At 58.0% G+C, this 26,183-nt stretch carries 22 protein-coding genes; 6 read left to right on the forward strand and 16 right to left on the reverse strand.

The window, feature by feature from the left end; translation table 11 throughout:
• Window positions 1-594: 594 nt before the first annotated feature.
• Together JKV55_RS06285 and ytfE are read right to left on the reverse strand one after the other, a co-directional pair.
• On the reverse strand, window positions 595-2,865 hold the full coding sequence (locus tag JKV55_RS06285) for a nitric-oxide reductase large subunit (RefSeq protein WP_202083323.1): 2,271 nt from the start codon (window positions 2,863-2,865) through the stop codon (window positions 595-597).
• On the reverse strand, window positions 2,858-3,535 hold the full coding sequence (gene ytfE / locus JKV55_RS06290) for an iron-sulfur cluster repair protein YtfE (protein WP_202083325.1): 678 nt from the start codon (window positions 3,533-3,535) through the stop codon (window positions 2,858-2,860). The genes JKV55_RS06285 and ytfE overlap by 8 nt, the downstream gene beginning before the upstream one ends.
• Before the next feature lie 154 nt (window positions 3,536-3,689).
• Here ytfE and norR point away from each other — a divergent pair, with 154 nt between their 5' ends.
• Entirely contained in the window at window positions 3,690-5,231 is a 1,542-nt protein-coding gene (gene norR / locus JKV55_RS06295) for a nitric oxide reductase transcriptional regulator NorR (RefSeq protein WP_202083327.1), read from the forward strand.
• A 24-nt stretch (window positions 5,232-5,255) separates the two neighbouring features.
• Here norR and JKV55_RS06300 read toward each other — a convergent pair whose 3' ends face one another.
• The 7 genes from JKV55_RS06300 to JKV55_RS06330 all read right to left on the reverse strand — a co-directional run bounded on the left by JKV55_RS06300 (window position 5,256) and on the right by JKV55_RS06330 (window position 10,944).
• Window positions 5,256-5,834 (reverse strand): NAD(P)H-dependent oxidoreductase, encoded by a 579-nt coding sequence (locus tag JKV55_RS06300; RefSeq protein WP_202083329.1) that lies wholly within the window; start codon window positions 5,832-5,834, stop codon window positions 5,256-5,258.
• A gap of 55 nt (window positions 5,835-5,889) precedes the next feature.
• A complete protein-coding gene (locus JKV55_RS06305; RefSeq protein WP_202083330.1) occupies window positions 5,890-6,267 on the reverse strand; it encodes a MerR family transcriptional regulator in 378 nt (125 codons plus the stop codon).
• 159 nt (window positions 6,268-6,426) lie between these two features.
• A complete protein-coding gene (locus JKV55_RS06310; protein ID WP_202083332.1) occupies window positions 6,427-7,497 on the reverse strand; it encodes a ParA family protein in 1,071 nt (356 codons plus the stop codon).
• A 376-nt stretch (window positions 7,498-7,873) separates the two neighbouring features.
• Window positions 7,874-8,800: a DUF6602 domain-containing protein gene (locus JKV55_RS06315; RefSeq protein ID WP_202083334.1), complete on the reverse strand. Its 927-nt coding sequence runs from the start codon at window positions 8,798-8,800 to the stop codon at window positions 7,874-7,876.
• Between the two features lie 82 nt (window positions 8,801-8,882).
• Window positions 8,883-9,521 carry a hypothetical protein gene (locus JKV55_RS06320; protein WP_202083336.1) on the reverse strand — a complete coding sequence of 213 codons (639 nt, stop codon included), beginning with the start codon at window positions 9,519-9,521 and terminating at the stop codon, window positions 8,883-8,885.
• On the reverse strand, window positions 9,522-10,496 hold the full coding sequence (locus tag JKV55_RS06325; protein ID WP_202083338.1) for an MvdC/MvdD family ATP grasp protein: 975 nt from the start codon (window positions 10,494-10,496) through the stop codon (window positions 9,522-9,524).
• A 232-nt stretch (window positions 10,497-10,728) separates the two neighbouring features.
• Window positions 10,729-10,944, reverse strand: a complete 216-nt coding sequence (locus JKV55_RS06330; RefSeq protein ID WP_202083340.1) for a hypothetical protein — start codon at window positions 10,942-10,944, stop codon at window positions 10,729-10,731.
• A gap of 290 nt (window positions 10,945-11,234) precedes the next feature.
• Between JKV55_RS06330 and ltrA the strand changes: the two genes are divergently transcribed.
• The gene (gene ltrA / locus JKV55_RS06335; RefSeq protein ID WP_255511246.1) at window positions 11,235-12,428 is read left to right on the forward strand and encodes a group II intron reverse transcriptase/maturase; all 1,194 of its coding nucleotides are present in this window, start codon (window positions 11,235-11,237) and stop codon (window positions 12,426-12,428) included.
• A gap of 68 nt (window positions 12,429-12,496) precedes the next feature.
• Here the strand turns inward: ltrA and JKV55_RS06340 are convergent, their stop codons facing one another.
• The 4 genes from JKV55_RS06340 to JKV55_RS06355 form a co-directional block, all read right to left on the reverse strand.
• Window positions 12,497-13,447: an abortive infection family protein gene (locus JKV55_RS06340; RefSeq protein ID WP_202083343.1), complete on the reverse strand. Its 951-nt coding sequence runs from the start codon at window positions 13,445-13,447 to the stop codon at window positions 12,497-12,499.
• Window positions 13,448-14,023: 576 nt separating this feature from the next.
• Window positions 14,024-14,443 (reverse strand): PGPGW domain-containing protein, encoded by a 420-nt coding sequence (locus JKV55_RS06345; protein ID WP_202083345.1) that lies wholly within the window; start codon window positions 14,441-14,443, stop codon window positions 14,024-14,026.
• Window positions 14,444-14,721: 278 nt separating this feature from the next.
• Window positions 14,722-15,021 (reverse strand): DUF1232 domain-containing protein, encoded by a 300-nt coding sequence (locus JKV55_RS06350; protein ID WP_202083347.1) that lies wholly within the window; start codon window positions 15,019-15,021, stop codon window positions 14,722-14,724.
• 44 nt (window positions 15,022-15,065) lie between these two features.
• A complete protein-coding gene (locus JKV55_RS06355; RefSeq protein WP_202083356.1) occupies window positions 15,066-16,418 on the reverse strand; it encodes a diguanylate cyclase domain-containing protein in 1,353 nt (450 codons plus the stop codon).
• Window positions 16,419-17,089: 671 nt separating this feature from the next.
• Between JKV55_RS06355 and JKV55_RS06360 the strand changes: the two genes are divergently transcribed.
• Genes JKV55_RS06360 through JKV55_RS06370 form a run of 3 tightly spaced genes read left to right on the forward strand, consistent with a single transcriptional unit; the run spans window position 17,090 to window position 21,830 of the window.
• On the forward strand, window positions 17,090-19,054 hold the full coding sequence (locus JKV55_RS06360) for an FAD-dependent oxidoreductase (protein WP_202083358.1): 1,965 nt from the start codon (window positions 17,090-17,092) through the stop codon (window positions 19,052-19,054).
• A 10-nt stretch (window positions 19,055-19,064) separates the two neighbouring features.
• The gene (locus JKV55_RS06365) at window positions 19,065-20,036 is read left to right on the forward strand and encodes a heme-binding protein (protein WP_202083360.1); all 972 of its coding nucleotides are present in this window, start codon (window positions 19,065-19,067) and stop codon (window positions 20,034-20,036) included.
• 9 nt (window positions 20,037-20,045) lie between these two features.
• On the forward strand, window positions 20,046-21,830 hold the full coding sequence (locus tag JKV55_RS06370) for an alpha-keto acid decarboxylase family protein (protein WP_202083361.1): 1,785 nt from the start codon (window positions 20,046-20,048) through the stop codon (window positions 21,828-21,830).
• A gap of 92 nt (window positions 21,831-21,922) precedes the next feature.
• Here JKV55_RS06370 and JKV55_RS06375 read toward each other — a convergent pair whose 3' ends face one another.
• The 3 genes from JKV55_RS06375 to JKV55_RS06385 all read right to left on the reverse strand — a co-directional run bounded on the left by JKV55_RS06375 (window position 21,923) and on the right by JKV55_RS06385 (window position 24,776).
• Window positions 21,923-22,285: a cupin domain-containing protein gene (locus JKV55_RS06375; RefSeq protein WP_202083363.1), complete on the reverse strand. Its 363-nt coding sequence runs from the start codon at window positions 22,283-22,285 to the stop codon at window positions 21,923-21,925.
• A gap of 103 nt (window positions 22,286-22,388) precedes the next feature.
• The gene (locus tag JKV55_RS06380; protein ID WP_202083365.1) at window positions 22,389-23,810 is read right to left on the reverse strand and encodes a YdgA family protein; all 1,422 of its coding nucleotides are present in this window, start codon (window positions 23,808-23,810) and stop codon (window positions 22,389-22,391) included.
• Between the two features lie 135 nt (window positions 23,811-23,945).
• The gene (locus JKV55_RS06385; protein ID WP_202083367.1) at window positions 23,946-24,776 is read right to left on the reverse strand and encodes an AraC family transcriptional regulator; all 831 of its coding nucleotides are present in this window, start codon (window positions 24,774-24,776) and stop codon (window positions 23,946-23,948) included.
• A 315-nt stretch (window positions 24,777-25,091) separates the two neighbouring features.
• On the opposite strand from JKV55_RS06385, the gene JKV55_RS06390 reads away from it, so the two are divergent.
• A complete protein-coding gene (locus tag JKV55_RS06390) occupies window positions 25,092-26,015 on the forward strand; it encodes a DMT family transporter (protein ID WP_202083369.1) in 924 nt (307 codons plus the stop codon).
• Window positions 26,016-26,183 lie beyond the last annotated feature (168 nt).

Genomic DNA, 26,183 nt, shown 5'->3' on the forward strand with positions numbered 1-26,183 from the left:
ACTCTACGTGCGAGGTCAGCGAATGCTGCCTCCAGGGTCCAACGGCCTCCCCGGTAACTGTTTTTAACTCTATCAGTTCATCTCGCTTCAACATACAAGGGTCCACTTTAGTGGACCATCCCGCCACCGCCGCCGGGGTTTGGTCCGTTGTAGGGTCCACTTCAGTGGACCAATCCACCAACGGCGCCGTGTTCGGTCGAATAAATTCGACCCTACAAGCCCCGCCGTAGATCCATATCAATGGACCATTCCGCCACCGGCTCCGTGGTTTGGTCTGATGTAGGGTCCACTTCAGTGGACCAATCCACCAACGGCGCCGTGTTCGGTCGAATAAATTCGACCCTACAAGCCCCGCCGTAGATCCATATCAATGGACCATCCCGCCACCGCCACCGCCACCGCCACCGGCGCCGTGGTTTGGTCTGATGTAGGGTCCACTTTAGTGGACCAATCCACCAACGGCTCCGGGGGTTGGTCGAATAAATTCGACCCTACAAGCCCCGCCCGCAATAAAAAGCCCCGGCGCCATTGGCGCCGGGGCTTGGTTTTGAGGCTTATGCCTGTTACAGGGGCGACGTCGGTCGACGCCTCCGTTTACTTGGCCAGCTCGGTCACGCCTTCGGCTTCGGCCTTGCGCGGCCAGAGGCCGATGACCACCTGCCAGCTGACCGCCAGGGCGCCGATGATAAACACGATGTCACCGAAGGTGCGCACCCAGCGCAGGGTTTGCAGCAGGCCCTGCTGCATAAAGCTCTCGCTGCGGGCGTACCACAGGCCTTCGCTGGCGCTGGCCACGAACTGGATGATGCCCACCGGCAGCACACTGGTGAACAGCATCAGCACCAGGCCGCCGTTCAGCCACCAGAAGGCGGTTTTCATCAGCGACTCGTTGAACACCAGGTTGGGGCGGATATAGCGCAGCACCAGCAGGGCGAAGCCCAGGGCCAGGAAGCCGTACACCCCGAACAGCGCCGCGTGGGCGTGGGTGGGCGTGGTGTTCAGGCCCTGGATATAGTAGAGCGCGATGGGCGGGTTGATCATAAAGCCCAGTACGCCGGCGCCGAGCATGTTCCAGAAGGCCACCGCCACGAAGAAGGTCAGCGGCCACTTCACGTTTTCCATCCAGGGGGCGCGGTGCTTGAGGCGCCAGTTTTCCCAGGCCTCGTAACCCAGCACCACCAGCGGCACCACTTCCAGGGCGCTGAAGGTGGCGCCTACCGCCATGATGGGGGTGGTGGTACCGGAGAAGTACAGGTGGTGGAAGGTGCCGGGAATGCCGCCCAGCATAAACAGCGAGGCCGAGGCCAGGCTGGCGGTGGTGGCCATTTTCTTGGACACCAGGCCCATGCTGCAGAAGATAAAGGCCAGGGCGGTGGTGGCGAACACCTCGAAGAAGCCTTCCACCCACAGGTGCACTATCCACCAGCGCCAGTATTCCATGACGGAGATATGGGTGCGCTCGCCGTAGAAGAAGCCGGCGCCGTAGAACAGGCCGATGGCGGCGCAAGAGGCGGTAAGCAGGGCCAGCAGGTGCTTGTCGCCGGGCTGGCGCAGGGCGGGCACTATGCCGCGCAGCATCAGCACCAGCCACAGCACTATGCCCACGAACTTGCCGATCTGCCACAGGCGGCCCAGATCCACGTATTCATAGCCCTGGTGACCCAGCCAGAAGTTGAGGTTGGCGGGCATGATCTGGGCGATAGCCAGGTAGTTGCCGATAAAGCTGCCCGCCACCACCGCGACCAGGGCCCAAAACAGCACGTCTACCCCCAGTTTCTGGAACTTGGGGTCTTTGCCGCCGTTGATCATCGGCGCCAGGAACAGGCCGGCGGCGAGGAAACCGGTGGCAATCCAGAACAGGGCGCTTTGCAGGTGCCAGGTACGCACCAGGGTGTAGGGCAGCCACTTGGACAGCTCGAAACCGTAGAAATGCTGGCCTTCCACCGTGTAGTGCGCGGTGAGGCCGCCCATCAGCACCTGGAAGGTGAACAGGGCCACCACCAGGAACACGTATTTGCCCAGGGATTTTTGCGAGGGGGTGAGCTTGAAGCTGGTGAGCGGATCCCGGGCCGGGGCGGCCGGCTCGTGCTCCTCTTCCTTGCGCAGGAAGGCCCAGGCCCAGATCAGCCCGCCCACGCCGGCGATCAGCAGCACCACGCTGACGATGGACCAGATGATGTTCTCGGCGGTGGGCTTGTTGTCGATCAGCGGCTCGTGGGGCCAGTTGTTGGTGTAGGTGGCCTCGCTGCCGGGGCGTTCGGTGGCGGCGGCCCAGGCGGTCCAGAAGAAGAAGTTGTTCATGTCCGCCCGGCGCTGGCTGCTGGGCAGGGTGTTCTCCTTCATGGCGAAGCTCTGGCGGGTGCCACGCAGGGCCGGATCGTCACTGAACAGCTTGTCGTAATAGGCGGCGGTGTCGGCCATGGCGGCGGCCCGGCGGTTGGACACCACCAGCACGTCGGCCTCGGCATCGTAGCTGTTGAACCGGTATTCCCGCTTCAGCCGGTGCTGCAACAGCGCCTGCTGTTCGTCTTCCAGGTTATGGAAGGCGGTGCCGAACTCGTCTTGCGCGGCCAGTTCCAGCCAGGCTTCCAGCTCCCGGTGCAGCCAGTCGGCGGTCCAGTCCGGCGCCTGGTAGGCGCCATGCCCCCAGATGGAGCCGAGCTGCATGCCGCCCACCGATTGCCAGGCGGTCTGGCCGTCGAGAATGCCGTCCTTGGTGGTGAGCAGGGTGCCGCTCTCGGTGACCACCTGGGCGGGGATGGGCGGCGCCACCCGGTAAACTTCGCGGCCGAAATAGCCGAGAATGGCGAAGGTAAAGCCGAGAACGACGAGCAGTATCGTCCACAGGCGACGATAGTTAGCCATGGTGCACCTCCTGGCGCGGGGATGGTTGGAACAGGATGTTGTTTTCCAGATGGATGTGTTGCATTAAATCGGTGTGCAGCTCTTCCAGGCCGGTGTAGAGCGCCTCCCAGGTATTGCAGGCCTCCGCCGGCAGGCTGAGATCCTTGGTCAGCGCCAGCAGCCGGGCCAGGGCCTGGCCGTGGTCGTCGTGCTCCATGCGCATCACGCTGATGGGGCCGCGGGCCGGATCGAACAGGCCCCGGCGCAGCATGGGGAACAGGATTTGTTCTTCCTTCTGCATGTGGCTTTCCAGCTCCTGGCGCATGGCGTCCAGATGATCGGCCAGGCCGTTGGGGCAGTCGGGGCTGTCGCCGTGCACCGCTTCCACCCGGCGGGCCAGACGCAGCAGCTCCACCAACTGCTCCCGGTGCACATCATGGTAGCGGGCCAGGATGTGGTCGATCAGCGCATCGGTGTCGGCCTCGGCCCAGTTGCACTCGCCGGCCTGGTGCGCCGGCAGCGCCTCCAGCCGGGCCAGCAGCTCGGCGGCGTTCAGGCCGCGCTCGGCCAGGGCGTCGCGCAGCAGGGTGTGGCCGCCGCAGCAAAAGTCCAGCCGGTACTGGTGAAAGACGCGGGTGGCGCCGGGGATGTCCCTGGCCAGTGAGCCGAGGGAATGGTCAAGCAGGCTCATGGTATTGCTCCTTGATTGAGGTATTATGGCTACCTATTTAGCAATGCCTGTGCCAGTTTTTAATTTATTGATTTTTAAGTAATTAATATTTTGATGGTAAAAAATACCCTGTTCAATTAGGGTAAATAAAACCCTGTTAAGGTAAAAAATACCCATGCTCTACGACATCCTGCTCGCCGACCTCACCACCGAACTGCCCAGCGCGGTACGGCTGCAAAGCCTGGTGCGCACCCTGCGCGAACACTTTCGCTGCGGCGCCGTGTGCCTGCTCAAGCTGCAGGAGGAGGTGCTGAGCCCGGTGGCGGTGGAGGGCCTGGTACGCGAGGCCCTGGGCCGGCGCTTTGTGGTGGCCCAGCATCCGCGGCTGGCGGCCATTCTCGCCAGCCGCGGCACCGTGGCCTTTCCGCCCGACTCGACCCTGCCGGACCCTTACGACGGCCTGCTGGAGCACCATGTGGGCGAGGCGCTGCCGGTGCACGACTGCATGGGCATCAGCCTGTATCTGGAAGGGGATTTATGGGGCGCCCTGACCCTGGACGCCCTGGAGGCGGGCACCTTCGACCGGGATGCCCGCGAGCAGTTACAGCGGCTGGCGCTGACGGTGGAGGCGGCGGTGCGGGTGACCCGGCTGGAGCAGGACATCCGCGGCCTGCGGCTGGCGCGGCAAGACGCCCCGGCGTTGCAGAGCGAGCGGATGGAAGGGGAGATACTGGGCCAGAGCAGCCAGTTGAAGCGGCTGCTGCAGGAGCTGGATCTGGTGGCGGACTCGGAGCTGCCGGTGCTGCTGACCGGCGAAACCGGGGTGGGCAAGGACTTGTTCGCTCGCCGGCTGCACCAGAAATCCCGCCGGCGCGACCGGCCGCTGGTGCAGGTGAACTGCGCCGCCCTGCCCGAATCATTGGCCGAGAGCGAGCTGTTCGGCCATGTAAAGGGTGCCTTTTCCGGCGCCGGCAACGCCCGGCCCGGCCGGTTCGAGGCCGCCGACGGCGGCACCTTATTCCTGGACGAGGTGGGCGAGCTGCCGCTCGGCATTCAGGCCAAGCTGCTGCGCACCCTGCAGAACGGCGAGATCCAGCGGCTGGGGGAGGACGCCCCGCGCAAGGTGAACGTGCGGGTGATTGCCGCCACCAACCGCCAGCTGCACGACAGCGTGCGCGACGGCCACTTTCGTGCCGACCTGTATCACCGGCTGTCGGTGTATCCGGTGCCGATACCGCCGCTGCGCGAGCGGGGCAGTGACGTGCTGGTGCTGGCCGGCCACTTCCTGGAGCTGAACCGGGGCCGACTGGGGGTGCGCAGTTTGCGGCTTTCCCCCGCCGCCGAGCAGGCCCTGTGCCAGTACGGCTGGCCCGGCAACGTGCGCGAGCTGGAGCATGTAATAAGCCGCGCCGCCATCAAGGCCCTGGGCCGGGGTGCGGCGCGGGAAGACATCATCACCCTGGAGCCGGAGCTGCTGGACCTTTCCGGCGACCTGCACCGGCCGGAGAACAACGCCACCACGCCAGCGGCGGCCCCGGCCGGCCAGGCGCCGACCCGGCCCCCGGCCAGCCTGCAGGACGCGACCAACCACGCCCAGCGCCAGGCCATAGAACAGGCGCTAAACGCCAGCAACCATAACTGGGCCGCCGCCGCCCGCCTGCTGGAAATAGACCCCAGCAACCTGCATAAACTGGCGAAACGATTGGGGATGAAGTGAGGGGGAGTTGGGTGGGATGATGGGTTAGGCATTCGAACCATAGGTAAAGGCCCTGGATAACCATTGCTCCCGCACCTTGGGCCTTGAATCTTTCACCGGGCCGAAACTTGTAACAGCAACGGGCTTGATGCCGCAGAACTCGAGAATAGTGCGCTTCATCTGGTTGTGCCCCGGCATCCGGTATATCCATCGGTAATACCAGGGGGGCGTGTCCATGGCGACCAGAAGGTGCGCCGAGCGGCCGGCCAGCAGGCCATCCACCATCAGCGAGCCCTCGCGGAACTTGAATGCGAATCCCGGCAGGAAGATGCGGTCGAAGAAGCCCTTCAGCAGGGCGGGTATTGAACCCCACCAGATCGGGTAGACGAAGACGATATGTTGCGCCCAGGACATCGCTTCCTGAGCCGCCAGCAGATCGGGCTCCAGCTCCTGGATTTTCGCGTAGCCGTCGCGGAGGATAGGGTCGAATACCAGTTTGCCCAGGGAGAGGGTTCTGACTTCGTGGCCCGATACCTCGGCACCCTTGGAGTAGGCCTGGGCGAGGGCACCGCAAAGGCTATCTTCCAAGGGATGTCCGAGGATGACGAGAATACGTTTGTTCATGCTGGCTCCTTATCTGGTAGAGACAGCAGTCTAGGGCTTGCCCCTAGGGGAAGAGTCAACGGCTTTTTTCGCATTCCCATACAGAAGGCGACTCCGCCAGGCGTTGCCGGAGTTCGTCCAACAGTCTGATCTGTGTTGTTGCGGAATCTATCTGCTCTTGCAGGGCGCGTCGTTTCCAATCGAGCTGTTCGGCAATGCCCTCGAGGTTCGGCCACTGCCGGGCGGAGGTGCTCTGAAGTATTTCAGCCAGCTCCTTCAATTTGAAGCCAAGCGACTGCGCGCACTTGATGGTCTTGACGATCTCGACGACCTCCGGCGCATAGACACGATACTTGCCTTTGCGCAGGGGAGTCGGGATAAGACCCATTTCTTCATAGAGATAAATCGCCTTGCGCGATGCACCGGTTTGCTTTGATAGATAGCCGATATACATATCGAGAACTCAGGTTATGCCCGCTGGATAAAGGATCCGGGGCTGGGGGGTATAGTCAAAAGCAAGACCAGAGCCCAGGACCTCAGGACCTGTGTTTTTGTTGAAAGAACCATGAAAAAGGGGCTGCGCCCCTACGTAGATAACCAAGATTACTGATGGTTAGAACCAATTAACCAAGTCATCAATGTGACTCCGAGCCTCTTCGTAACGCGCCCTTACAACCTGTACAATTTCCCCGTTTGGCATTGTGTAATGCGTCTGTGCAGGTAAATTCAACAAAGGGATACCTAGTGTTGCCGAGACTTTTCCTGAGGTATGGAAGTCTTTCACTTCAGATAAATACAACACCTTCCAGTCATCCACATTGTTAACTGGATTAACTGGTGACGAAAACAGGTTGGGATGTTTGACAAATTGCTTGTATGCAAAATCACACAAAGCATCTTTGATTGCATCATATGCAGTTGCAACACCATTGTTAGTTGTGTAATTGTTAAAAACAAATCGTTCCATCTGAGGAAGAGACAACTTATTTTCAGAAACTTGAGAATGGAACGTTATAAATTTCTCAGCGTAAGTTTGTGCGGCTGCGGTTGGATAATGTGCATACAGAAGAGTCATAATACCCTTCAAACCTTCCAAAGAAGAGTAGTCCGCCATCATTGGAATGATAAGCTTGTCTGATGAAACAAGAGCCATTTGAGTGTATATTGAGAAGCTCGGATTACAATCAATGAAAACTACGAGATCTTCATAGTCGGCTTCATGTTCAAGATCGCAAAGCCGACGAAATGCAGTCATGTACTGCTGCCATGCCTGCCTGTTTGCAGGGTTAATCACGGCATAGTTTAATGACAGAGCCAGCGATTCAAGAAACGAATCTCCTGCAATTAAGAATAAATTATCACTGATCACATCGTTGAAAGTATGAACTCTAGTTTTGAACGACTGAGGTATACTAGTAAATCCTGAATTTCCTGCAAGCAACCAGTCTAAAAAACCAACTACGTTGCTACGTGTTCTTTTGGATTGTAGTTGCTGGTTTCGAGCGTACCCCTTGTCTCCTCCACCTAGTAGATATTGAGAGATATTTGCCTGCGGGCATAAGTCGATCACTAGCACTTGGGTTTTGGGATGACGAGCTGCATACTCAGCGGCCAAGTTAAATCCAAGTGTTGTTTTACCAACGCCGCCTTTGTTGTTGTACATCGCATAAATTGTTGTTGCCATCGTTTTCCCCAAAGTGAAGGTCATGTTGAGACAGTAATATTTGGTGATGTAGGGAATCAAAGTCAACCCCCTAATCTACTTTTTGTTAATAATGCCGGTATGGGTAAGTATGGTAAGGGGGTAGGTCCTTCCTTTTGCTTCTTTGACGAGAGTTCGGAGCAAAAAACAAGAGCTGCCCAGGGCCGATGGCGCAGCTCAAAGACACCGGAAATATAGAAAGCGCTGAACAACGCCTACCTGAAAGCCCAGGGTTTATATGCGTTGCGTGATGGATGGATCAAGCTTCACCATTCTAAGTGAAACGCCCTGTGCGGACCCGCATGCAGGGTGTTGTGGGGGCTGAGGGTTAGAAACCCTCGGCTACCCGATTAAGCATTTATATTTCTCCGGATTCAGTCAGATTCTTGATTATGCTTTGATATTGTTCATGATTTTCTTCCTTGATCTTCCGTTCGAATAAGCTTTGAAAACAAATAGGGTTAACGATGTATGAGAGATACGAAGGTGGTTTCCTATTAGACTTTTCATTTAAACAGTGATCAATAATACTGGTGACATACCAGAGGAATGCGTAGGATTCCGTTTTTTTGATGAACGCGGTCCCAAGACTTGGCAAAGCACGGAACTCTCCTTGATAGAACATTTGCTCATATTTCAGCTCTAGGCCTGCCTCGTGACCAGGTATAAGCAGGCCTTTCCCCAAAATATAGATTAAATTTGGCCGAAGATGGAAAGGCACATCACTCAACAAAGTGTTAAATTGCTCTGCTGCATGAGAAAGGCTTTTGGAATATCCATAGGAAAATATGGCATAACAAAATTCATCTTTTTGTTCATCCGCTCTCTCATTTGAGAATCCATCGCCATATAAGAGTTTCTTAACACTTACGCAGCTTATTATACTTTTTCTAATTTCTGGCAAGGTTAAGTTTGATTTGACTTCAATTGATGCCAAGCAAGACTCAATGGGGAAATATGATACTTCTCCCGCTTGAATCAAGGTTCCAGCAGTATCACCGCTGGTTACTATTATGTCTTGCTCTCGACTCACTGTCGTATGACTATTCAGAACGAACCCTTTTCTAAGGGGAAGTGCGTCAGGAAATATTTTCTCAAAAACACCTTGTATATCTATTTCTCTAGCATCGCCTCTATGGCGAGGATGAGAAATCTCCGACCGTTGTTCAGAAATAGATCGCAGACTTTCCAGAGTTTTATCAAACCATCTTCTTAAAAATGAAATATCAACGCTATTACTTGATAGTTGGATTTTTAACTCATTTTCAAATTTTTCTCTATTCATCGCACATGTTCGCTTTGATGCTTAACGTCGCATTCAGCGGCTTGTCCGCTGCAATGCTTTGTTAAACGTTGCAATGGCAAACCTATTTTCCATGATTCCATATTCCACTTTTCTCAATAAAATAGTCTCCAAAGAACCAAAAAATGACACCAAGCGCTGAAACAAAAAATAAAACACAAGGGCCAGGCTGAATGGATAAGTAATTTCGGACAATCACCACCACACCAAGAAGTAAAAGAATACCTACAAAGACTATTAAGGCCCGCTGTGCTCTTTGAACATAAAAAAGCCGCTCAGTGTTTGGCTGAACTGAGCACTGAAGCTCCCATATTTTGCCGCTTAGAAAATCCTTAATGGCATCAATCTCATTTTTATCCTGAACCTCAAACACACTTTCCTCTGTTAACCTGTAGCGACTTTGGGTGCGTATACTTTTTATGCAATACCAAACTGATCTAGAGACCCACAATGCAGCAGCCGCATACAGTATAATAGCGATCCATCCGACCTTCTCCGGATCACCTAAAAGATTAGAAGCCATAAAAACCAAGAATGCCGAAGAGGCGCCGAGAGTACTTAATATAATATTTGCTCTTCGCTCTGCAGATTCACCACGAATACGCTCTAAGCTTGCCCTCTCATCCACAAATTCTTGGCACTTCCGAACAACATTAATATCGTCAGATGACAGCATTTCTCTTATAGTGCTTATTGACTTCATTCACATGCGACCTTTATTAACGACCAACGCATCAATAATACTATCTCTAATATTATGTATTCCCAGCTGCTCAACCCAAGCCCACTGGCCATTTGGATTTAACTCCAGAAAATAATAAGCGCCATCCTTCCCAAGGACCAGATCAATAGCCGAGTACCTTAAATTGAACTTCTCAGTCATTTCCAAACACAAACTTACAATTTTTTGTGGCAAATTAATTTTATACTGCTTCAACGGTATTTTGTAACAATCAGATAGTCGCCAATCGGTCTTTGTTTCTTCATGGTCTTGAGATTCAATTGCCGTAGCAAAGACATCGCTACCGACAACTATAACCCTTATGTCATACTCTTTTTCTATATGATTTTGAAAAATCATTGGTATAGTAGCGTAGCACTTAATGCTAGCCAATGACGCTTCATCTATCTTCTGAGTTGCCGCAACTCGCGCTTTATACCCATCAAAATCAAATCCATGCTTAACTGCTTTTGCAATTATTTTGCCTGAATGTGCTTGGTAGAATTTTTTAATGCTTTCGTAGTTGGCTCCCACATAGGTATCAGGAACCTTAAAACCAATGGAATTGGCTATAGTGAGCTGCTCTGGCTTGTTACTAGCCAGCAAAAGTCTGCGCGGTGCATTTAGCCAAATACTATCGTCTATTGCTCGCCATATAGACTTTAGTGTCTCTCCTACCTCTCTCTTCGCAAACTCCTTATCACCATCAGCTATATTTAAATCAGGTATTTTAGGTTGCCGGATATAAGCTCCTGTAAAACATTCCACCGGCAGTGATTCTTGACCATCTTTTCTTATCTCTACATGAGTCGCACTTTCCTTTATTGAAAAGCATACATCCCACGACAATAGATAGTCTTCGGTATTTATTCTTAAAAATGGAATACCTCTCTCATGCAGGCGAACAATCAAGTAATCAGTGGCAAGGTCAGTTTTATTCGATACGATTAATAGCAACTTTCTGCCTCTCTGTCAGGATCATCGTCGCCTGGGGCGGCAAATGTCTTAGATTGAGTAGTCAAGCTGCCACTTAGTAGCACTGCTGGAATATCTTTGCCATCTACAGAATAATAATTAAGATCTAGTTCCTTATCATAAGAACGCCCCATATCCATCTCTGGAAGCAAGGAAACAGATCTTGACAGGAGAAATGATTGATTTAGGAGACTCATAAATTTTCCCCTGAATATTAGTACATAAATTCTACATCAGGATCTGGATCATCATCACCGGGTGCCGCCTCGGTTTTCGAGCCGGTAACCATTGCAGAAGACATGCATACTGGCGTACTTTTTCCGTTTACAGGAATGGTATTAATATCAGCCTGATTATCATAAAACCAAGATTCATTTTCTACTACGCTCACGTCATGAGCTTTTTCTAAAAGGAAAGAACGGTTAATCATCCTGAATCTCCTGTATCGTTTTTTGACGTTTAACGCCTTGCTCACCGGAAAATAGCGAGCGCAGCGAGTAATTTTTCCGCGTGCAGCAACTTGTGTACGCCCGGCATGGGCATGAACTGATGGGGTGAAAGTCCCCTGTAGGAGAACCAACGTCGATGGAGAGCTGTGCTGATCATACTGTTCCCTGTGAGTGGTTGATTTCCTTCACTTTCATCCATTGAACGATAACTACTAGCCGAAGGCAAGGGCTCTGCCGCGAGGCGGGGTCTGAAGGAAGCCCGAGCGCAAAGCTGCGAGCCGCGCCGGGTATCGATGGCATGACCATCGAGGCGTTCCCCGCCTGGGCCAAATCCGGTCACTGGAAAAGCGTGGTCACCGAACTGGAAACCGGTCGGTATCGGCCGTCTCCGGTACGGCGGGTGGAGATCGACAAACCGGATGGCGGCAAACGCCAACTGGGGATCCCCACCGTTATCGACCGCGTGATCCAGCAGGCCATCGCCCAGATCCTCACGCCCATTTTCGATCCCGGCTTCTCGGAGCACAGCTTTGGATTCCGTCCGGGTCGCAATGGGCAGCAGGCGGTGAAGCAGGTGCAGGGCATCATCAAGGAAGGACGGCGCTTCGCCGTGGATGTTGACCTGTCAAAGTTCTTCGACCGGGTCAATCACGACCTACTGATGTGCTGTCTTGGCCGCAAGATCCAGGATAAACGTTTACTGGATCTGATTGGCCGCTACCTGCGAGCCGGGGTTGTCGACAACCAGCGCCATCACGAGAGCCGAGAAGGGGTGCCACAGGGTGGACCACTGTCTCCCCTGCTGGCCAACATCATGCTCGATCCGCTGGACAAAGAGCTGGAGAAACGCGGCCACCGGTTCGCCCGCTATGCCGACGACTTTACCATTCTGGTGAAGAGTCGGCGTGCCGGCGAGCGGGTGCTGCGCAGCATCGGCCACTTCCTGCAACACCGTTTGAAACTGGTGGTCAACCCAACCAAAAGCCGTGTCGTTAACACCACTGAAAGCCAGTTCCTGGGGTTTACCTTCCGGGCCGGACGCATTCAGTGGCACCCAAAAACCCTGCTGAAGTTCAAGCAGCAGGTTCGACGGTTAACGAACCGCAACTGGGGCGTATCGATGCGTTATCGGTTGTTCAAAGTCAGCCAGTACCTGCGGGGCTGGATAAACTATTTTGGCATCGCCAACTGCTATCAGCTCTGCGTCGATCTGGATAACTGGATCCGGCGTCGGGTACGGATGGCGTACTGGCGTCAGTGGCGCAAGCCACGCACCAAGGTACGGCAACTGATGAAACTCGGCGTACGCGTACAGTCGGCAGTGGCGTGTGGCATCACCAGCAAAGGCCCATGGCGCAGCTCAAAGACACCGGGAATACAGGAAGCGCTGAACAACGCCTACCTGAAATCCCAGGGTTTATATGCGTTGCGTGATGGATGGATCAAGCTTCACCATTCCAAGTGAAACGCCCTGTGCGGACCCGCATGCAGGGTGTTGTGGGGGCTGAGGGTTAGAAACCCTCGGCTACCCGATTATGCAAGATTCTTCTCGGCTGTGGTTAAAAATACCAACGTTGACGCTGTCATATGCAGCATATATGCAACCAGATAATCGGGCACGGTTGTTGGGTTTGTTCCTTGACCGTGGCCGCTTAGCTTGTTTCGGCCAGTTGGGATACTACTTTCCAGCATACTTCGTAATGAACTTAACTGCTGCTGCCAAAAAGATGGGACGAGACCATTATCAAAACACACCTGGATTAGCACCTTCGAGGTAGCATTGGGCTGATATGGCCACTTTCGTTTATCACAAATGGCCTTCATGGTGCTTTCAAATGATTTTAAACAATCATTTAGCGCCTCTTTATTCTTACCATGCCGATAATGCTCGTACGCACTTAGAAACTCCTGCTGGGCACCTTTATAGTTTTTCTCATTGAGCAACCGCAGTGCTGGTTTTACAGTTTCAGAATGGAGCAACTCAGAATCTACTCGAACAATTTCACCTTCAACAAACTGAAACCCTATTCCATGCTCCTTGAATCTAGCATTTAGTTCATTGATTGCATCATCCACACTTTCGGAGGCATTCCGTTTATTTAAGTATTCATATTTTCGTGTAAGACGATCAATGTACCTAAAGCTCAACTCCACGATATCTAGCTGCTTTTCAATATCGTCAACTTGCAGTAGGTAATTGGCTAATTCAGTTAAATACATTCTCCCACGATGCTTTTCAGCTGTAGGGAGTTGAAACATCCCATATTCTCTACACAGAGTATCTACGATAAATTTGTAAGCCGATTGTACGTTAGGGCCACATCCATATTGGTCATAATAATTTTCATCACTACCAAGCGCATCTGACCAAATGTGAACGATCTGCACCCTCAAAGCATCTGGCAAGTCATCGTAGGTATAAACATCAGGGACATCACCCCTTAGGGCTTTTTGCCTTTTCGAAAATAGGTCAAAAATTGCCATCAATGCTCCTTCCTGTTGACTGCATAACAATTGTATATTGACCTGGCACGATTTTACTCATCGGTCCAGTTTTCCTAAGCGATTCTAATGTGTTGATATTAAAAGAAAAGTATAGGTTTTTCGTATCCAGCTTGCTGTAAGAATCGGGACGGCTCAATAACTCCATCATCAGGCGCATTTACGTGCAAGGCTAAATTATAAGCTTATGATCTAAAATGGGTTTTATAAATCGTGATGGAGAAAACAAGACATCCGATGAGTGTAATCGAGACAGATACAGTATTTTCTGTCATTAACACTGTATAAGTTGTTAAAATTTTCCACGCTACCGCCCGTCGCTGATCTTGGCATAGCGCATCCCTGCTTCCCCGTTTGGCTCTTATTGTTAACCGCCAGTGCTGCAAAAGGCAATGCAAAATAGTCCCTTTGCCTTGGGTGGTAGTGGGACTGTGATCAGGGAAACAGCCGGCTCCGTATCCGCCCTTGAGAGGCGCACAGGCTGGCACAAACCGGCGCAAGGCTGGGGGAGCAAACAAGGGGCAGAAGGGTGAAGGTTAAGGTCGCGCTCTCTGCTGCCTAATCCTTAAAAACCAATGGCGGGCGTCCGGCCCGGCGGCGCAGCCAGCCCACGGCATGGCGCACGGAAGGCATCATAAAAATCCGGCGTTCCAGCCGGTACTTGCCCGGAAAGTTCAAAAACACCAGGGCGATCAGTATGGTCAGCAAGCCCTGCCCCGGTAATACCAGCATGGCGATGCCCATCAGCAGGAGCACCAGGCCCAGCAGATTCTTCAGGATCAGTAGCACCCAGCGGATCACCGGGTGCTGCTCGGCCCAAGGCACCCGGTGGCGGTACTCGTCGGAAAAGTAATCCGCCGGGATCCGCAGCACCAGCCAGGGGATCACAATCAAGGAGCCGATAAAGCACACCAGGCTGAAAATGCCCAGTGTCCATATCAGGGCCGGATTGCTGAACATCTGAATAAAACTATCCACGGGATAACGCTGCTCTTTGAAGTGAAAGCCAATGCTCAAGTGATGTAATTATGATGGAAAAAGGTCATGCCAAACAACGACCTTGCCGGCAGGGCCGATCGGAGCTCCGTAACAAGGTTCATGTCAATGGGCTCATCCCGCACCGGTGCCGTGGTTCGGTCGACTGAAGTCGACCCTACGACACCCTCTAGTTTACCAATCAGGCAGCGCTATTGCTGTGTAGCCGCTCAGGGGCTGGAACACGATGGCGACCACCGCCAGCAACGGCGGGCCATGGGTCAGATGCCCATGGCCGCCATGGCCCAGCGGGCCGCCAGCCACAGGGCGCCCAGCCACAGCAGGATGATCACGGCCGCCGCCGTGTAGCTGATGGGCTTGTCGGCGGCCTGCCGGGCGCGGGCGCGGGCGGCCTCGAGCACCGCCGGGGGCGTGAGCCGCACCACCAGGGCCAGGCCCAGCGGCACCAGCAGCAGATCGTCGAGGTAGCCGAGCACCGGGATGAAGTCCGGGATCAGATCGATGGGGCTCAGCGCATAGGCGGCCACCAGCAGCGCCAGGGCCCGCACCGCCATTGGCATGCGCGGGTCGCGCGCGGCGAAATACACGGTAAGGGTGTGGGCCTTCAGTTGCCCGCTGCCGGCCGGCTGTTGGCCGCCGCCCCTTTCTTGGTTCTATACATGGCGCCGTCGGCGTGACCCATCAGCTCCAGCTCCGAGTTGCCATGGTCCGGATAGATGGCCATGCCGATGCTGGGGAAAATATGCAGCGAGGCATCGGCCAGCTCGTAGCGGGCCGCCAGGGCCTGCTCAATTTTGCGGGTGACCGGGGCGACATCTTCGGGTTGCTGAATGTCTTCCAGCAGCACCACGAATTCATCGCCGCCCAGCCGGGCCACGGTATCCGCCTCCCGCACGCAGGCGGCCAGCCGACGCGCCACTTCCTGCAGCAGCCGGTCGCCGGCCATGTGGCCATGGGTGTCGTTCACCTGCTTGAACTTGTCGAGATCCAGGTACAACACCGCCAGCCTGGTGTTGGCTCTGTGCGCCTTTTTCAACGCCGTTTGCAGGTGTTCCAGAAAGAGCGTGCGATTGGGCAGGTCGGTCAGCGGATCGTACCGGGCCATGTGCTCCAGCCGGAGCAGGTTTTTTTTGCGCTCCATCGCCGTGGCCACCTGCACCGCTACAAACTGGAGCAGCTCCCTGTCTTGCTCGCTGAAGCAGGCATGTTCGGCCGGCCCCAACACCAGCAGCGCCCCCAGTATCTTGTGGTTCGACTGGATCGGGGCGGCGAGCCAATGGGCGATGTTCGGGCCTACGGGCGCGTGAAACTGGGATCGCAGCTCGTCGGCGCTCAGCAGCAGGCTCTGGCCGCGCTCTATCACCCGCTCTTTGAGCACCCGGCTGATCAGGGCGGTCACCTCGGGCGCCATGCCATCGGGATGGGCCCGGTAGGGAAAGTCCAGTTGCCGGGTGTCGGCGTGGTAAAGGGCAACGGCAAAGTTGCTGGCACAGAGCAGGTCGTCCACCACCTGGTGGATGCGCCGGAACAGCCCGTCCAAATCGCCCAGAATGTTGGCCGCGTCGGCAATGGCGTAGATGGCCGCCTGCCGGGACTCGGCGCGTTTTCGTTCGGTGATGTCCCGGGCCACGGCCACCCGGATCTTATCCGACTCCGACCAGCGGGCGGACCACATGATGTGGACGGTGCTGCCGTTCTTGCGCAGGTAGCGATTCTCGAAATGGGGCTTGGGCTGGCCGGCCATAATGTCGTCCACGGCGTTCAGGGTTCTTTCCCTGTCGCCGGGATGGATGAAGTCGAGCATGTTCCTGCCGATCATTTCGTCGGGCCGGTAACCGAAAATCTGTTCTCCGGCGGCGCTCACGTACAGAAAATTGCCCTGGGGATCAACCACGCAGATGGCATCCACCAGCAGGTCGGTGAAGTTGTTCAGGGAGATATGGGGCATGATTGTCATCGGGGCCGCGTCACCTCCGGCCGGAGGGGCCTTGGCTGCCCCGCCTGTCTGTCCGGCGGGAAGAGAGCGTTCATCCATGGTTACGTCCTTTGGTGGATGTTGGCACAAGCGCGGCGGCGTCCATTGCCTGGATCGCGCCTGGATACCGCAGTTTGGACCGATTCGAGGCCGGGCACAAGCGGCGGCGGGGCGTGCCCGGCGCTTTTAGGGTAGGGGTGGTTTCGAACGGATCTTTTCCTCTGTTGTCGCGGATCGGGCCGGCGGTATAACCGCATTCACTCCCGGTACAGGCCGGTATGAGGGGACAAGGTCCGCCGCTGGTCGAACCAGGTGTCTTCGCTTAATATAACTTTTTAATATAAGCGGCCATTTGCGCTATTCAAAAATCCTTCCTATACAAATATGTCATGTACAGGGAGAGGCCGTCTTATCGTTCTTCGAATTGCCTGTATTTCCCCCTGATAAAATACAGTTTGCTGTGTTCACGCTGCCGTCAAAACGGTGTTGCAGGCTGTATTTTAATTCGTTTCCGTCAAGTCGCCGGAAGTAAGCCGTAATCCAACCATGGTGAGTTTTTTCGGAATATTCCGGACGAACGGGTTTGGCCCGCGTTTTTGCAGGCCAGGCTCTATCCGTCCAATTCATCCAATAAAAAAGCCGGGAGCTATCTTATGACACACTTTACCCTACGTGATCTTCTGCACGGCAATCCCATGCCCACCCATGCCGATACGCTGGTCGTCGGCGCTGGCATGGCCGGCCTCTATACCACCTGGCGTATTCTGGACGCCGATCCCCAGGCCGATGTTTTTATTATCGACAGCGCCAACCGCACGGGAGGGCGGCTGGATTCCGACGTGGTGAAAATTGGCGACGCCGAGGTGAAGGAAGAAGAAGGGGGAATGCGCTTTACCTTCGATCAAATGGACAATCTGATGAGCCTGTTCATGATGCTGAATATCGATGACCAGATTGTCCCCTTTCCCATGAACAGCGGCGGCAATAACCGGCTGCTGTTCCGCGGCCACAGCTTCAACAACGCGGAGTCGGCCGAGGACGATTTTGCCATTTGGTCGCAGCTGTATAACCTGGAGCCGGCCGAGCAGGGAACCAGCCCCGGCGCCATCATCAATACGGTGTTCAACCGCATCCTGGAGGCCAACCCGGAGTTCAGCGCCAGGCCCGAACAGCGGGGCCCCGAGTTCTGGCAGCAGTTCCGCCTGGATTGCCAGTGGAAGGGCATCAAGATGAAGGACTGGACCCTGTGGAACCTGTTCAGCGACATGGGCTATTCCAACGAATGCATCACCATGCTCTACCGGGCGGCCGGCTTCAACGGCACCTTTCTCTCCGAGATGAACGCCGGCGTCGCCTACCAGCTGCTGGAAGAGTTTCCGGCGGATCCCCAGTTCAGAACCCTGGCGAACGGCTTCAGCACCCTGCCCAATGCCCTGGTGGCGCGAGTCGGCAAGGAGCGCATCTACCTCAAAACCCAGCTGCTGAGCATCGGCAGGCCGGCGTCGGGGCAGGGCTACCTGCTCAAGTACCAGACCACCGACGAGTTCAACCAGGTCAGGTTCGGCGAGATGACGGCCAACAAGGTCATTCTGGGCCTGCCCCGGCTCGCCCTGGAAAAACTCTTCGTGGGCTCCAACCTGCTTAACGAACTGCCGCCGGAACAGTCGGAAAAGCTGTGGAACACCCTGCAGACGAGCAGCAACCAGCCCTTGCTCAAGATCAACCTCTACTACGACAAGGCCTGGTGGGGCAACAAGATGAGCGGCCAGCCCGAGGTGGCGTTCGGCCCCAACTTCTCGGACACCCCGCTGGGCTCGGTGTACCCCTTTTACGCCATCGATCAGGCCAGCTTCGCCGCGCTGGAATACAGCGACTGGCTGCAACAGCAGGGTGAACAGCCGTCGCCCGAGGTGGCCGAGAAACTCGAAAAAATCACCCAGTCGCGCTACCAGCGGCCGGCGGCGCTCACCATTTACTGCGACTACCTGAACATCAACTACTGGCAAACGCTGCAGGGCAACGGGGCCCTGTTCGACTCGCCGCTGCAGCGGGAATTCACCGAGCGCCGGCCGCAAACCCTGTATGCCGCCTCGCAGGCGGTGGTGGAGCAGGCCACCCGCCTGTTCGGCAAGCTCTTCAACACCCACTATGTGCCCACGCCCATCCTGACCAGCGCCCGGATCTGGAGCGGCACCACCCGTTTCAACGTGAACGCGAGCCAGGCGTTCGGCTTTGGCGTGCACCAGTGGGCGGTGGGGGCCGACGATCGGGAGGTGATGGCCTTCCTCTGCGAGCCCATCGAAAACATCTATACCTGCGGCGAAGCCTTTTCGGACTACCAGGGCTGGGTGGAAGGCGCGCTGCGTTCGGCCAACCTGGTGCTGGAAAAGGCCTTCGGCCTGGCCCCCGTCAGCCAGGTGTTTGAAGAACAACACGGCCAGTCGCCATCCTGCGCCGTGCGGGAGGCGTACCAGCAACGGGCCACGGCCCTGATCAGGGAATATATCGATCCCGGCTTCGAGCCGGGCCGCGGCCAGGCCCGTGAACGCAGCGAGCGGCCGGCCGGTGCCGAAAATCTGGTGGGGGCGGTCACCCTCAGCTATTTCGATCAGCAATAAGGGGGTCACCATGAAACCATTCGATACCAACGAGTTTCAGCGCCTCGGCGGCGCCTCCAGCCGGCTGCTGAGTCAGGATCTGGGCCAGCAGCTGCTGGCGCAGGCGCCGGTCGCCAGCCTGACGCCGTCCCAGCTCACCACGCAGTTTTTCAACGACCTCGAAGGCAGCTGGTTCGGCAACAAGGGCTGGAACATCATAGCGCTGCCGTCCAAAGGTTCCACCCCGCAAAGCCAGGGGGCCTTCAGGCTGCTGGTCCTCCCCTATGCCGAGACCCTGGAGGTGCGCAATGCGGGGGCGCCCGCCCGCAACCGGGGCGGCAGCGTCGACCAGTTCATCGCGGCGGCGGAATACCGGCAGCGGGTGTTCAACAAGGACACGGGCGAAGCCCTGCATGTTGAAAATGGTATGTTCATGAACTTGTCCGAGCTCGTCGACAACAGCAGCCAGACCCAGCCGCCGCCCGAATTCAACGTTGCGCGCAGCGGCACCATTCCCCACGGCGATTCCATCATGCTGCTCGGCAAGCCGCCCTTCGTCGACCAGGGGGCACCGGCGATCCCGGATATCTCCAGCCTGCCCCCGGATATCGGCCAGGGCGCGCCGCTCGGTTATCTCGACCCTTACCTGGCGCCGCAGCCGGGCATCAATGTCGGCAACCCGAACGCGACCCTGCGCCATGATCTGGAAATCCAGGCCGGCGAGGGCTTCGAGATCCTGGAAACAAAGACCCTGGTGCTGGACTCGGCCCAGGCCGGCGGCATCAACAATATCCCCTTTATCGTCCAGCATGCCAACGCCACCCGGATGCAGGCGGTGTTCTGGCTCGAGAAGGTCCGCAACACCAAAACGGGGCAGGAATTCGATCAGCTGCAGTACACCCAGATCATCGATCTCGTCTTCCACCTCAAGTTTGGCCAGGCGGATCCGAATAACCTGATCACCTGGCCCCACGTCACCATCAACACCATGGTCAAGCAATAGGAGGCGGGAATGGAACAGGATATAACGGTCGCCCGCTACCTCAAGCTCAGGCTGGAGCAGTTGGGGCTGAAGCAGATGTTCGGGGTGGCGGGCAATTACACCGCCCCCCTGCTGGATACCATTCTGGCCGACGATAATTCGCCGATACGCATTTCGGGCAATGCCAACGAGTTGTGCGCCGGCTATGCCGCCGATGCCTATGGCCGGCTGACGGGGTTCGCCGCCGCCTATGTCACCTACAGCGTGGGCGCCTTCAGCATTCTCAACACCCTTGCCGGCTCGTTCGTGGAGCAGGTGCCGGTGCTGCTGATCAACGGTGCGCCGACCAACAAGGAGGACAGCACGGAAAAGAACACGGGGCTGCTCTATTCCCATACCACGGGCTACGAGTTTGTCGACATCAACATGTTCCGCCCCATCACGGTGGCGGCGGAGCGGATCACCAATGCCCGGCAGGCCATCTACCAGATAGACTCGGTACTGACCGCCATGCTGACGGAGCACCGCCCCGGCTACCTGGAAATCTGCGAGGATGTCTGGCGCGCGCCCTGCCGGGCACCGGTCGGCCGGCTGGGCTCCGGGCGGGAAGACATCATCACGGTCAGCGAGGTCGACGCCGCCGTGGCGGCGACCCTGGACAAACTGGTCAAGGCCGACAAGGCCATCGTCTGGGCGGGGATAGAGCTGCAGCGTTACGGCCTGCAGGACAGCTTCGCCCGGCTGATGGAGGTCCTCAACCGGACCCTGGCCACCCCGGGGCACCCCATCCATTTCGTGACCAGCGCCTGGAGCAAGTCGGTGCTGTCGGAGCGGCACCCCTATTTCGAGGGCTGCTATACCCTGACCATGGAGCAGATCAATAGCCTGGTCGGCAGCGACGGCGTCCTGCTCGGGGTGGGCGCCAATACCATCGGCAAGGATACCGGGAACCAGAATATCCGCGGTGACCGAACGCTGCTGGCCTGCCAGAACAGCCTCTTCGTCGGCGCCGAGTATTATCCGAGCGTGCTGCTGGGCGCCTACATGGAGCGGCTGATCCAGGCCCTGGAGCAACGGGCCGCCAGCCGTCACCTCAGCGGCTTGCGGCTGAGCCGGAGGGTACAGGCGAGCATGCAGGCGGGCCCGGTGCAACTGGGCTACGACAGCTTTTTCGACGCCCTGGGCGGCTGGCTGACCGAAGACGACGTGCTGGTGGTGGATGCCGGTTTTCCGCTGATCGGCGCACAAAGCGTACCCATCGCCGCCCAGAGTGGCTTCGTCGCCCAGGCGGCCTGGCTGGCCATCGGCTATTCGGTGGCCGCCGCCACCGGGGTGAAATGTGCCTGTCCGGACAAAAGGGCCGTGGTGGTGGTGGGCGACGGCGCCTTTCACGAAACCTGCCAGGCGGTGTCGGATCACCATGCCTATGGCCAGAATACCGTGGTGTTCGTGCTGGCCAACGGTATCTACGGCATAGAGCAGAAGCTGGTGAACCCGAACCCGTTCCGTCAGGGCGACGGCCGGCAGGACTATCCGGATCCGCTGCAAAACAAGGTCTATCCCTACAATGAGCTGCCCGCCTGGGACTACAGCAAGCTGCCCGAGGTGTTCGGCGGCAAGGGACACAAGGTCGGCAGCCTGGATCAGCTGGCCTCGGTGATGGCGGAGATCCGGGCCAACCCGGCGCAGAACTACGTGGTTGAGGTGACGCTGGAGAAAACCGATGTGCCGGCGGCGATTGCGGCCCATCTCGACTCGGACGTGGGAGAGGACGAAACCGATAATCCCAACTGGCCGCCGGCCAGTATCTTCTGACCCCCGGCGGGGGGCCACCCCCGCCTTTCTTCCGCCAACCGAATGTTATCGTTACGCCGATTCCTGCTTGTTCGGTCGCGCCACCCTGGCCATCAGGGCTGGTAGATCACGTAGATTTTTTCGCAGGCTTCCACCGTTTCCCACTCGCCCCGGAAGCCGGCGGGGATGATGAAGTCGTCGCCGGGGGTGAGCGTCAGGCTGCTGCCGGCCTGGTCGTGCAGTATCACCAGGCCCCTGAGCAGTTTGCAGTATTCGTGTTCGGTGTAGTTCACGCGCCAGCGGCCCGGCTCGCTGCTCCAGGTACCCACGTGAAAACGGTCGTCGGCACTGCTGTAGTGGTTGGCCAGGCTCTGCACCGGGTGGCCGGCGAGCAGGGTGTCCGGGTTGGGGGTAATGGTCTCGGCCGGCACGGCGTGGCGGCCCATGACGATCACATCCTCGAGGCTTTTGGACATAACGGCTCCTTGTTGTCGCTGTCGTTAAGATGTTTAGTAAAATAAACGAATCGGCGCCACCTAAACGGGCGCCGACAGGAGTTGCAGCAGGCCGAACGGTGCCCTAGCCGTTGCCCAGGCCGGAGGCTTCCAGCAACTGGTCGGCAGTCATGACCGGCTGGCCGTGGGCGCTGACCTCGCCGTTTTCCAGCACTATCTCCGCCTGCAGTTGCTCGGCCTGCTGCACCACGAAGGGGGTTTGCAGCAGCAGCGCCTTCATCTGCGTCGTGCTGGCCGCCAGTAGCTGGTGCTGTTCCTGGGCGGAAAGGCCCGGGGATTCTTCGGCAATCATAAAGCTCAGGAACTGCTGAAAGGCGGCGTCGCTGGCCTGGGCCCGGGCGGAAAACTGCAACTGCCGGGGCAGTTGCTCCGGATCCAGCTTGCCCGTGCCGGTGTAGCGCAGGGTGGCGTTGGCGGTGGTGTCGTAGGGGGCCGCCAGCGACAGGCTGAATTCATCTATGCCCAACTCCGGCTGGTAGGCCAGCAGGCGTTCCAGCAGGGGCTGGATATGCTGCCATTCGGCGTCCGGATCCTGGTTGGGATCGAACTGTTCCAGGCGCTGCAGCAGGGCCTGGTAGGGGGCCGTTTCCAGCCGGTTCAGGGTAAAGCGCAGCCGGCTCGGGCCCAGTTGCTGGGCGGGCAGGCTGAGGCCGCCCAGGGCGATCTCGGTGTGGCTGTTCAGGTGCTGCTGCTCTTGCGTGGTATGGGTGCGGAACAGGGCATCCTGCAGGCCGAAGCGCGCTTCCTGGCTGCTGAACCTGAGCTGTTGCAGGGCCAGGGTGCTGTCGCCCAGCCAGAGGTATCGGCCCGCCGCGGTGGCATCCATGCTCAGGCTCAGTTGCTGCAGGCTGAAGCGCTCGGCGCTGGCCGGCAGGCCGAGGGCGAACTCGCCTATCTGGCCCTGCAGTTGCAGCCGCTGTTGCCGCGGCTGCCAGTGGGCGTTGAGGTGGCTGTCGGCCAGGGCCAGATCCAGTTGGCCGCCGGCGCCGGGCTGGGCCAGATGGCCGCGGTAATCGATGAGCTGCAGCCGGAGGCTGCTGTTGCCATCCCACTGCTGTACGCCGGTCAGGGTCAGCATGGCGGCCTGGCCCGGGTAGTCGGGCAGCCAGGGGCGAGCCGCGTCGGGCAGGGGCAGTTGGTATTCCAGCCGGGCCAGCCCCGGGCCCTCGGCGCCCAGCCAGGGGCCGTGCTCAATCGGCAGGCTGCCCTGCAGGCTCAGTTCGGGCGTGGGCTGCCATTCGGCCAGCAGTTCGTGCAGGGGGTTGCCGGGCAGGGGGCGATAGCTGATGTCGTAGTGCAGGGTGCCGCCGCCCAGGCCCTGTTCATAGTTCAGCCGGGTCACCCAGAGTTCTTTGTGGGCGGCGGCCTGCTGCCGCCATGCGTCCACCTGGGCGCTGATTTGGGTACCGATATAATACTGGCTTGCGGTGTAAAGGCTGGCTGCCACGGCGGCCGCCACCGCCGTGGAAATAAGTGCTCTCTTCATTGTTATGTCTGCGCCTCTGGGGCGTCAGCTCCTTGTTGTTCTGGATTTAACCTGGGGTTAAGAAGAGTATCAAAAACCGGCCATATCGCCAGCCTTGGGTTATTTTTCAACACCGAGTGGGCGTGGCCCGCTGCCTTAGCCCCCGGTTCTGAGGCTCTTGCGGTATTCGTCCGGAGTCATGCCCATCAGCCGGCGGAACATGGCGATAAAGGCCGAAGCACCGGCGTAGCCCAGCTCCAGGGCGATGCTCTCCACCTTGCGGCCTTCTTCCAGCAGTGTCATGGCCCGGATCACTCGCAGCCGCTGCCGCCATTCGGTGAGGGACATGCCCAGCTCTTTCTGGCTGCGGCGCAGCAGGGTGCGCTCGGTGCTGTGCACGGCCCGGGCCAGCTCCGCCAGCGGGCGGTTGTCGCCCGGCTCGGCTTCCAGCATGGCCAGCACCCGGCCGAGCAGGGGATCGTCCGAGCCGGGCAAATAGCTGCCGGCGCAGTCGGTGGCGGCCAACTGGTCCACCAGTACCTGCAGCAGCCGGCTGTCTTCCTCCGAATAGGGCTGGCGGGGCGGCCGTTGCCGCAATTGCTCCAGCAGGGCGCCGATAAGCGGGGTCACCGTGAGTGCGCAGGGGACGGCCGGCAGCCGCCGGCACAGTTCGGCCGATACATAGAGCGAGCAGTGGCAGGCTTCCTGGCGGTTGAAGCCCTGGTGTTCCACTTTGGGCGGCAGCCAGAGCCCGTATTGGGAGGGTGCCAGGTACTGGCGATGGCCCACCCGCACTTCCATCACCCCGCTGTAGGAATAGACGAATTCCCCCCAGGGGTGGCGGTGCTGGGGGTAACTCGCCGCCGCCGGCATGGCGGCGGCGCGAAAGTAGATGGGGGCGGGCAAGCGCTCGCTGAATGGCGGTTGGTGCAACTGCCGTTCGGCCGGCGGCGGACCCGCGCCCTGGTTGTTCCCGTATTTTTCCATCTGGCTGTTACCTCTACCGTGTGGTGGCGGGAGTTTAACCCCATGACTCCGCGTCGCCTGCCCTGGATGCCCGCCTGCGCGGGCATGACGGAGTCTGTTCCACTCGCGAGTATTCCTTGTCACCCCCGAGTCTTCCTTGTCACCCCCGCGAAGGCGGGGGTCCATGGTTTGCGGATGGAGTTTAACCCCGTGACTCCGCGTCGCTTGCTTTGGGGTCTTGTCGGGTTACCGTTATCTTATGTCATATTCTAGCTATATCCATTGAAACCGACAGTGCCACAATAGGGGTCGGATTGTTTATACCCCGGAGCCCCCATGGATACCCGTAAACCGCTGGACCCGCAGGCGGTCGGCCTGATGATCGCCTTTTGTCTCTGCCTCGGCTTGCAGCAGGTGGTGATCAAGGCCACCGCCGGGGATATTTCCCCGGTGCTGCAGCTCGCGCTGCGTTCGGGCATCGCCGCCGTGCTGGTGTTGCTCTATATGCTCTGGAGCAGGGAGCGGCCGGCCCTGGCCGACGGCAACTGGAAGCCGGGCCTGGTGGTGGGGGTGCTGTTCGCCCTGGAATACCTGTTCCTGGGGGAGGCGCTGCGCTTTACCTCCGCCTCTCACGCGGTGGTGTTCCTCTACACCTCGCCGGTGTTCACCGCCCTGGCGCTGCATTTCCTGGTGGCGTCGGAGCGGCTGTCGGCGCCGCAGTGGGCTGGCATACTGCTGGCCCTGGGCGGCATCGCCCTGGCTTTTCTCGGGCCCGGGGGCGGGCAGGGCAGCCTGGCCGGCGATTTGCTGGCGTTGCTGGCCGGCGCCGCCTGGGGTGCCACCACGGTGGTGATCCGCACCTCGCGGCTGGCGCTGGCGTCGGCCAGTCAGACCCTGCTCTATCAGCTGGTGGTGGCCTTCGTGCTGTTGCTGGCCAGCGCCCTGCTGCTGGATCAGCTGTACTTCTCGGCCACGCCCCGGGCCCTGGCCGGGTTGGCCTTTCAGTCGGTGGTGGTGTGTTTCGCCGCCTTCCTGATCTGGTTCTGGCTGCTGCGCCATTACCTGGCCTCGCGGGTGGTGGTGCTGTCGTTTATGACGCCGCTGTTCGGGGTGGCGCTGGGCGCCTGGCTGCTGCGGGAGCCGCTGGAGCCGGAGTTTCTGGCCGGCGCCCTGTTGGTGATCGCCGGGGTGGTGCTGGTCAGCGGCGAGGGCTGGCTCAGGGCGCTGCTCGCCCGCGTTGCCGGCCGGGCGGCCAGGTAGAGTCCGGCTCCTGAGGGCTACCGCTCCGTTCCAGATCTGGAACCCCTTGTTCAGATTTTCCCCTTGAACTGTTAACGCAAACCATTATCATTATCCGGCTTTTTATGTTCGGCGCCTGCTGAGTCCGGTCCTGCGGCCATCTTTGCTCACCCTGTCTTGTTGGAGATA

The sequence above is a fragment of the Zobellella iuensis genome, assembly GCF_016746085.1.
GTDB lineage: Bacteria > Pseudomonadota > Gammaproteobacteria > Enterobacterales > Aeromonadaceae > Oceanimonas > Oceanimonas iuensis.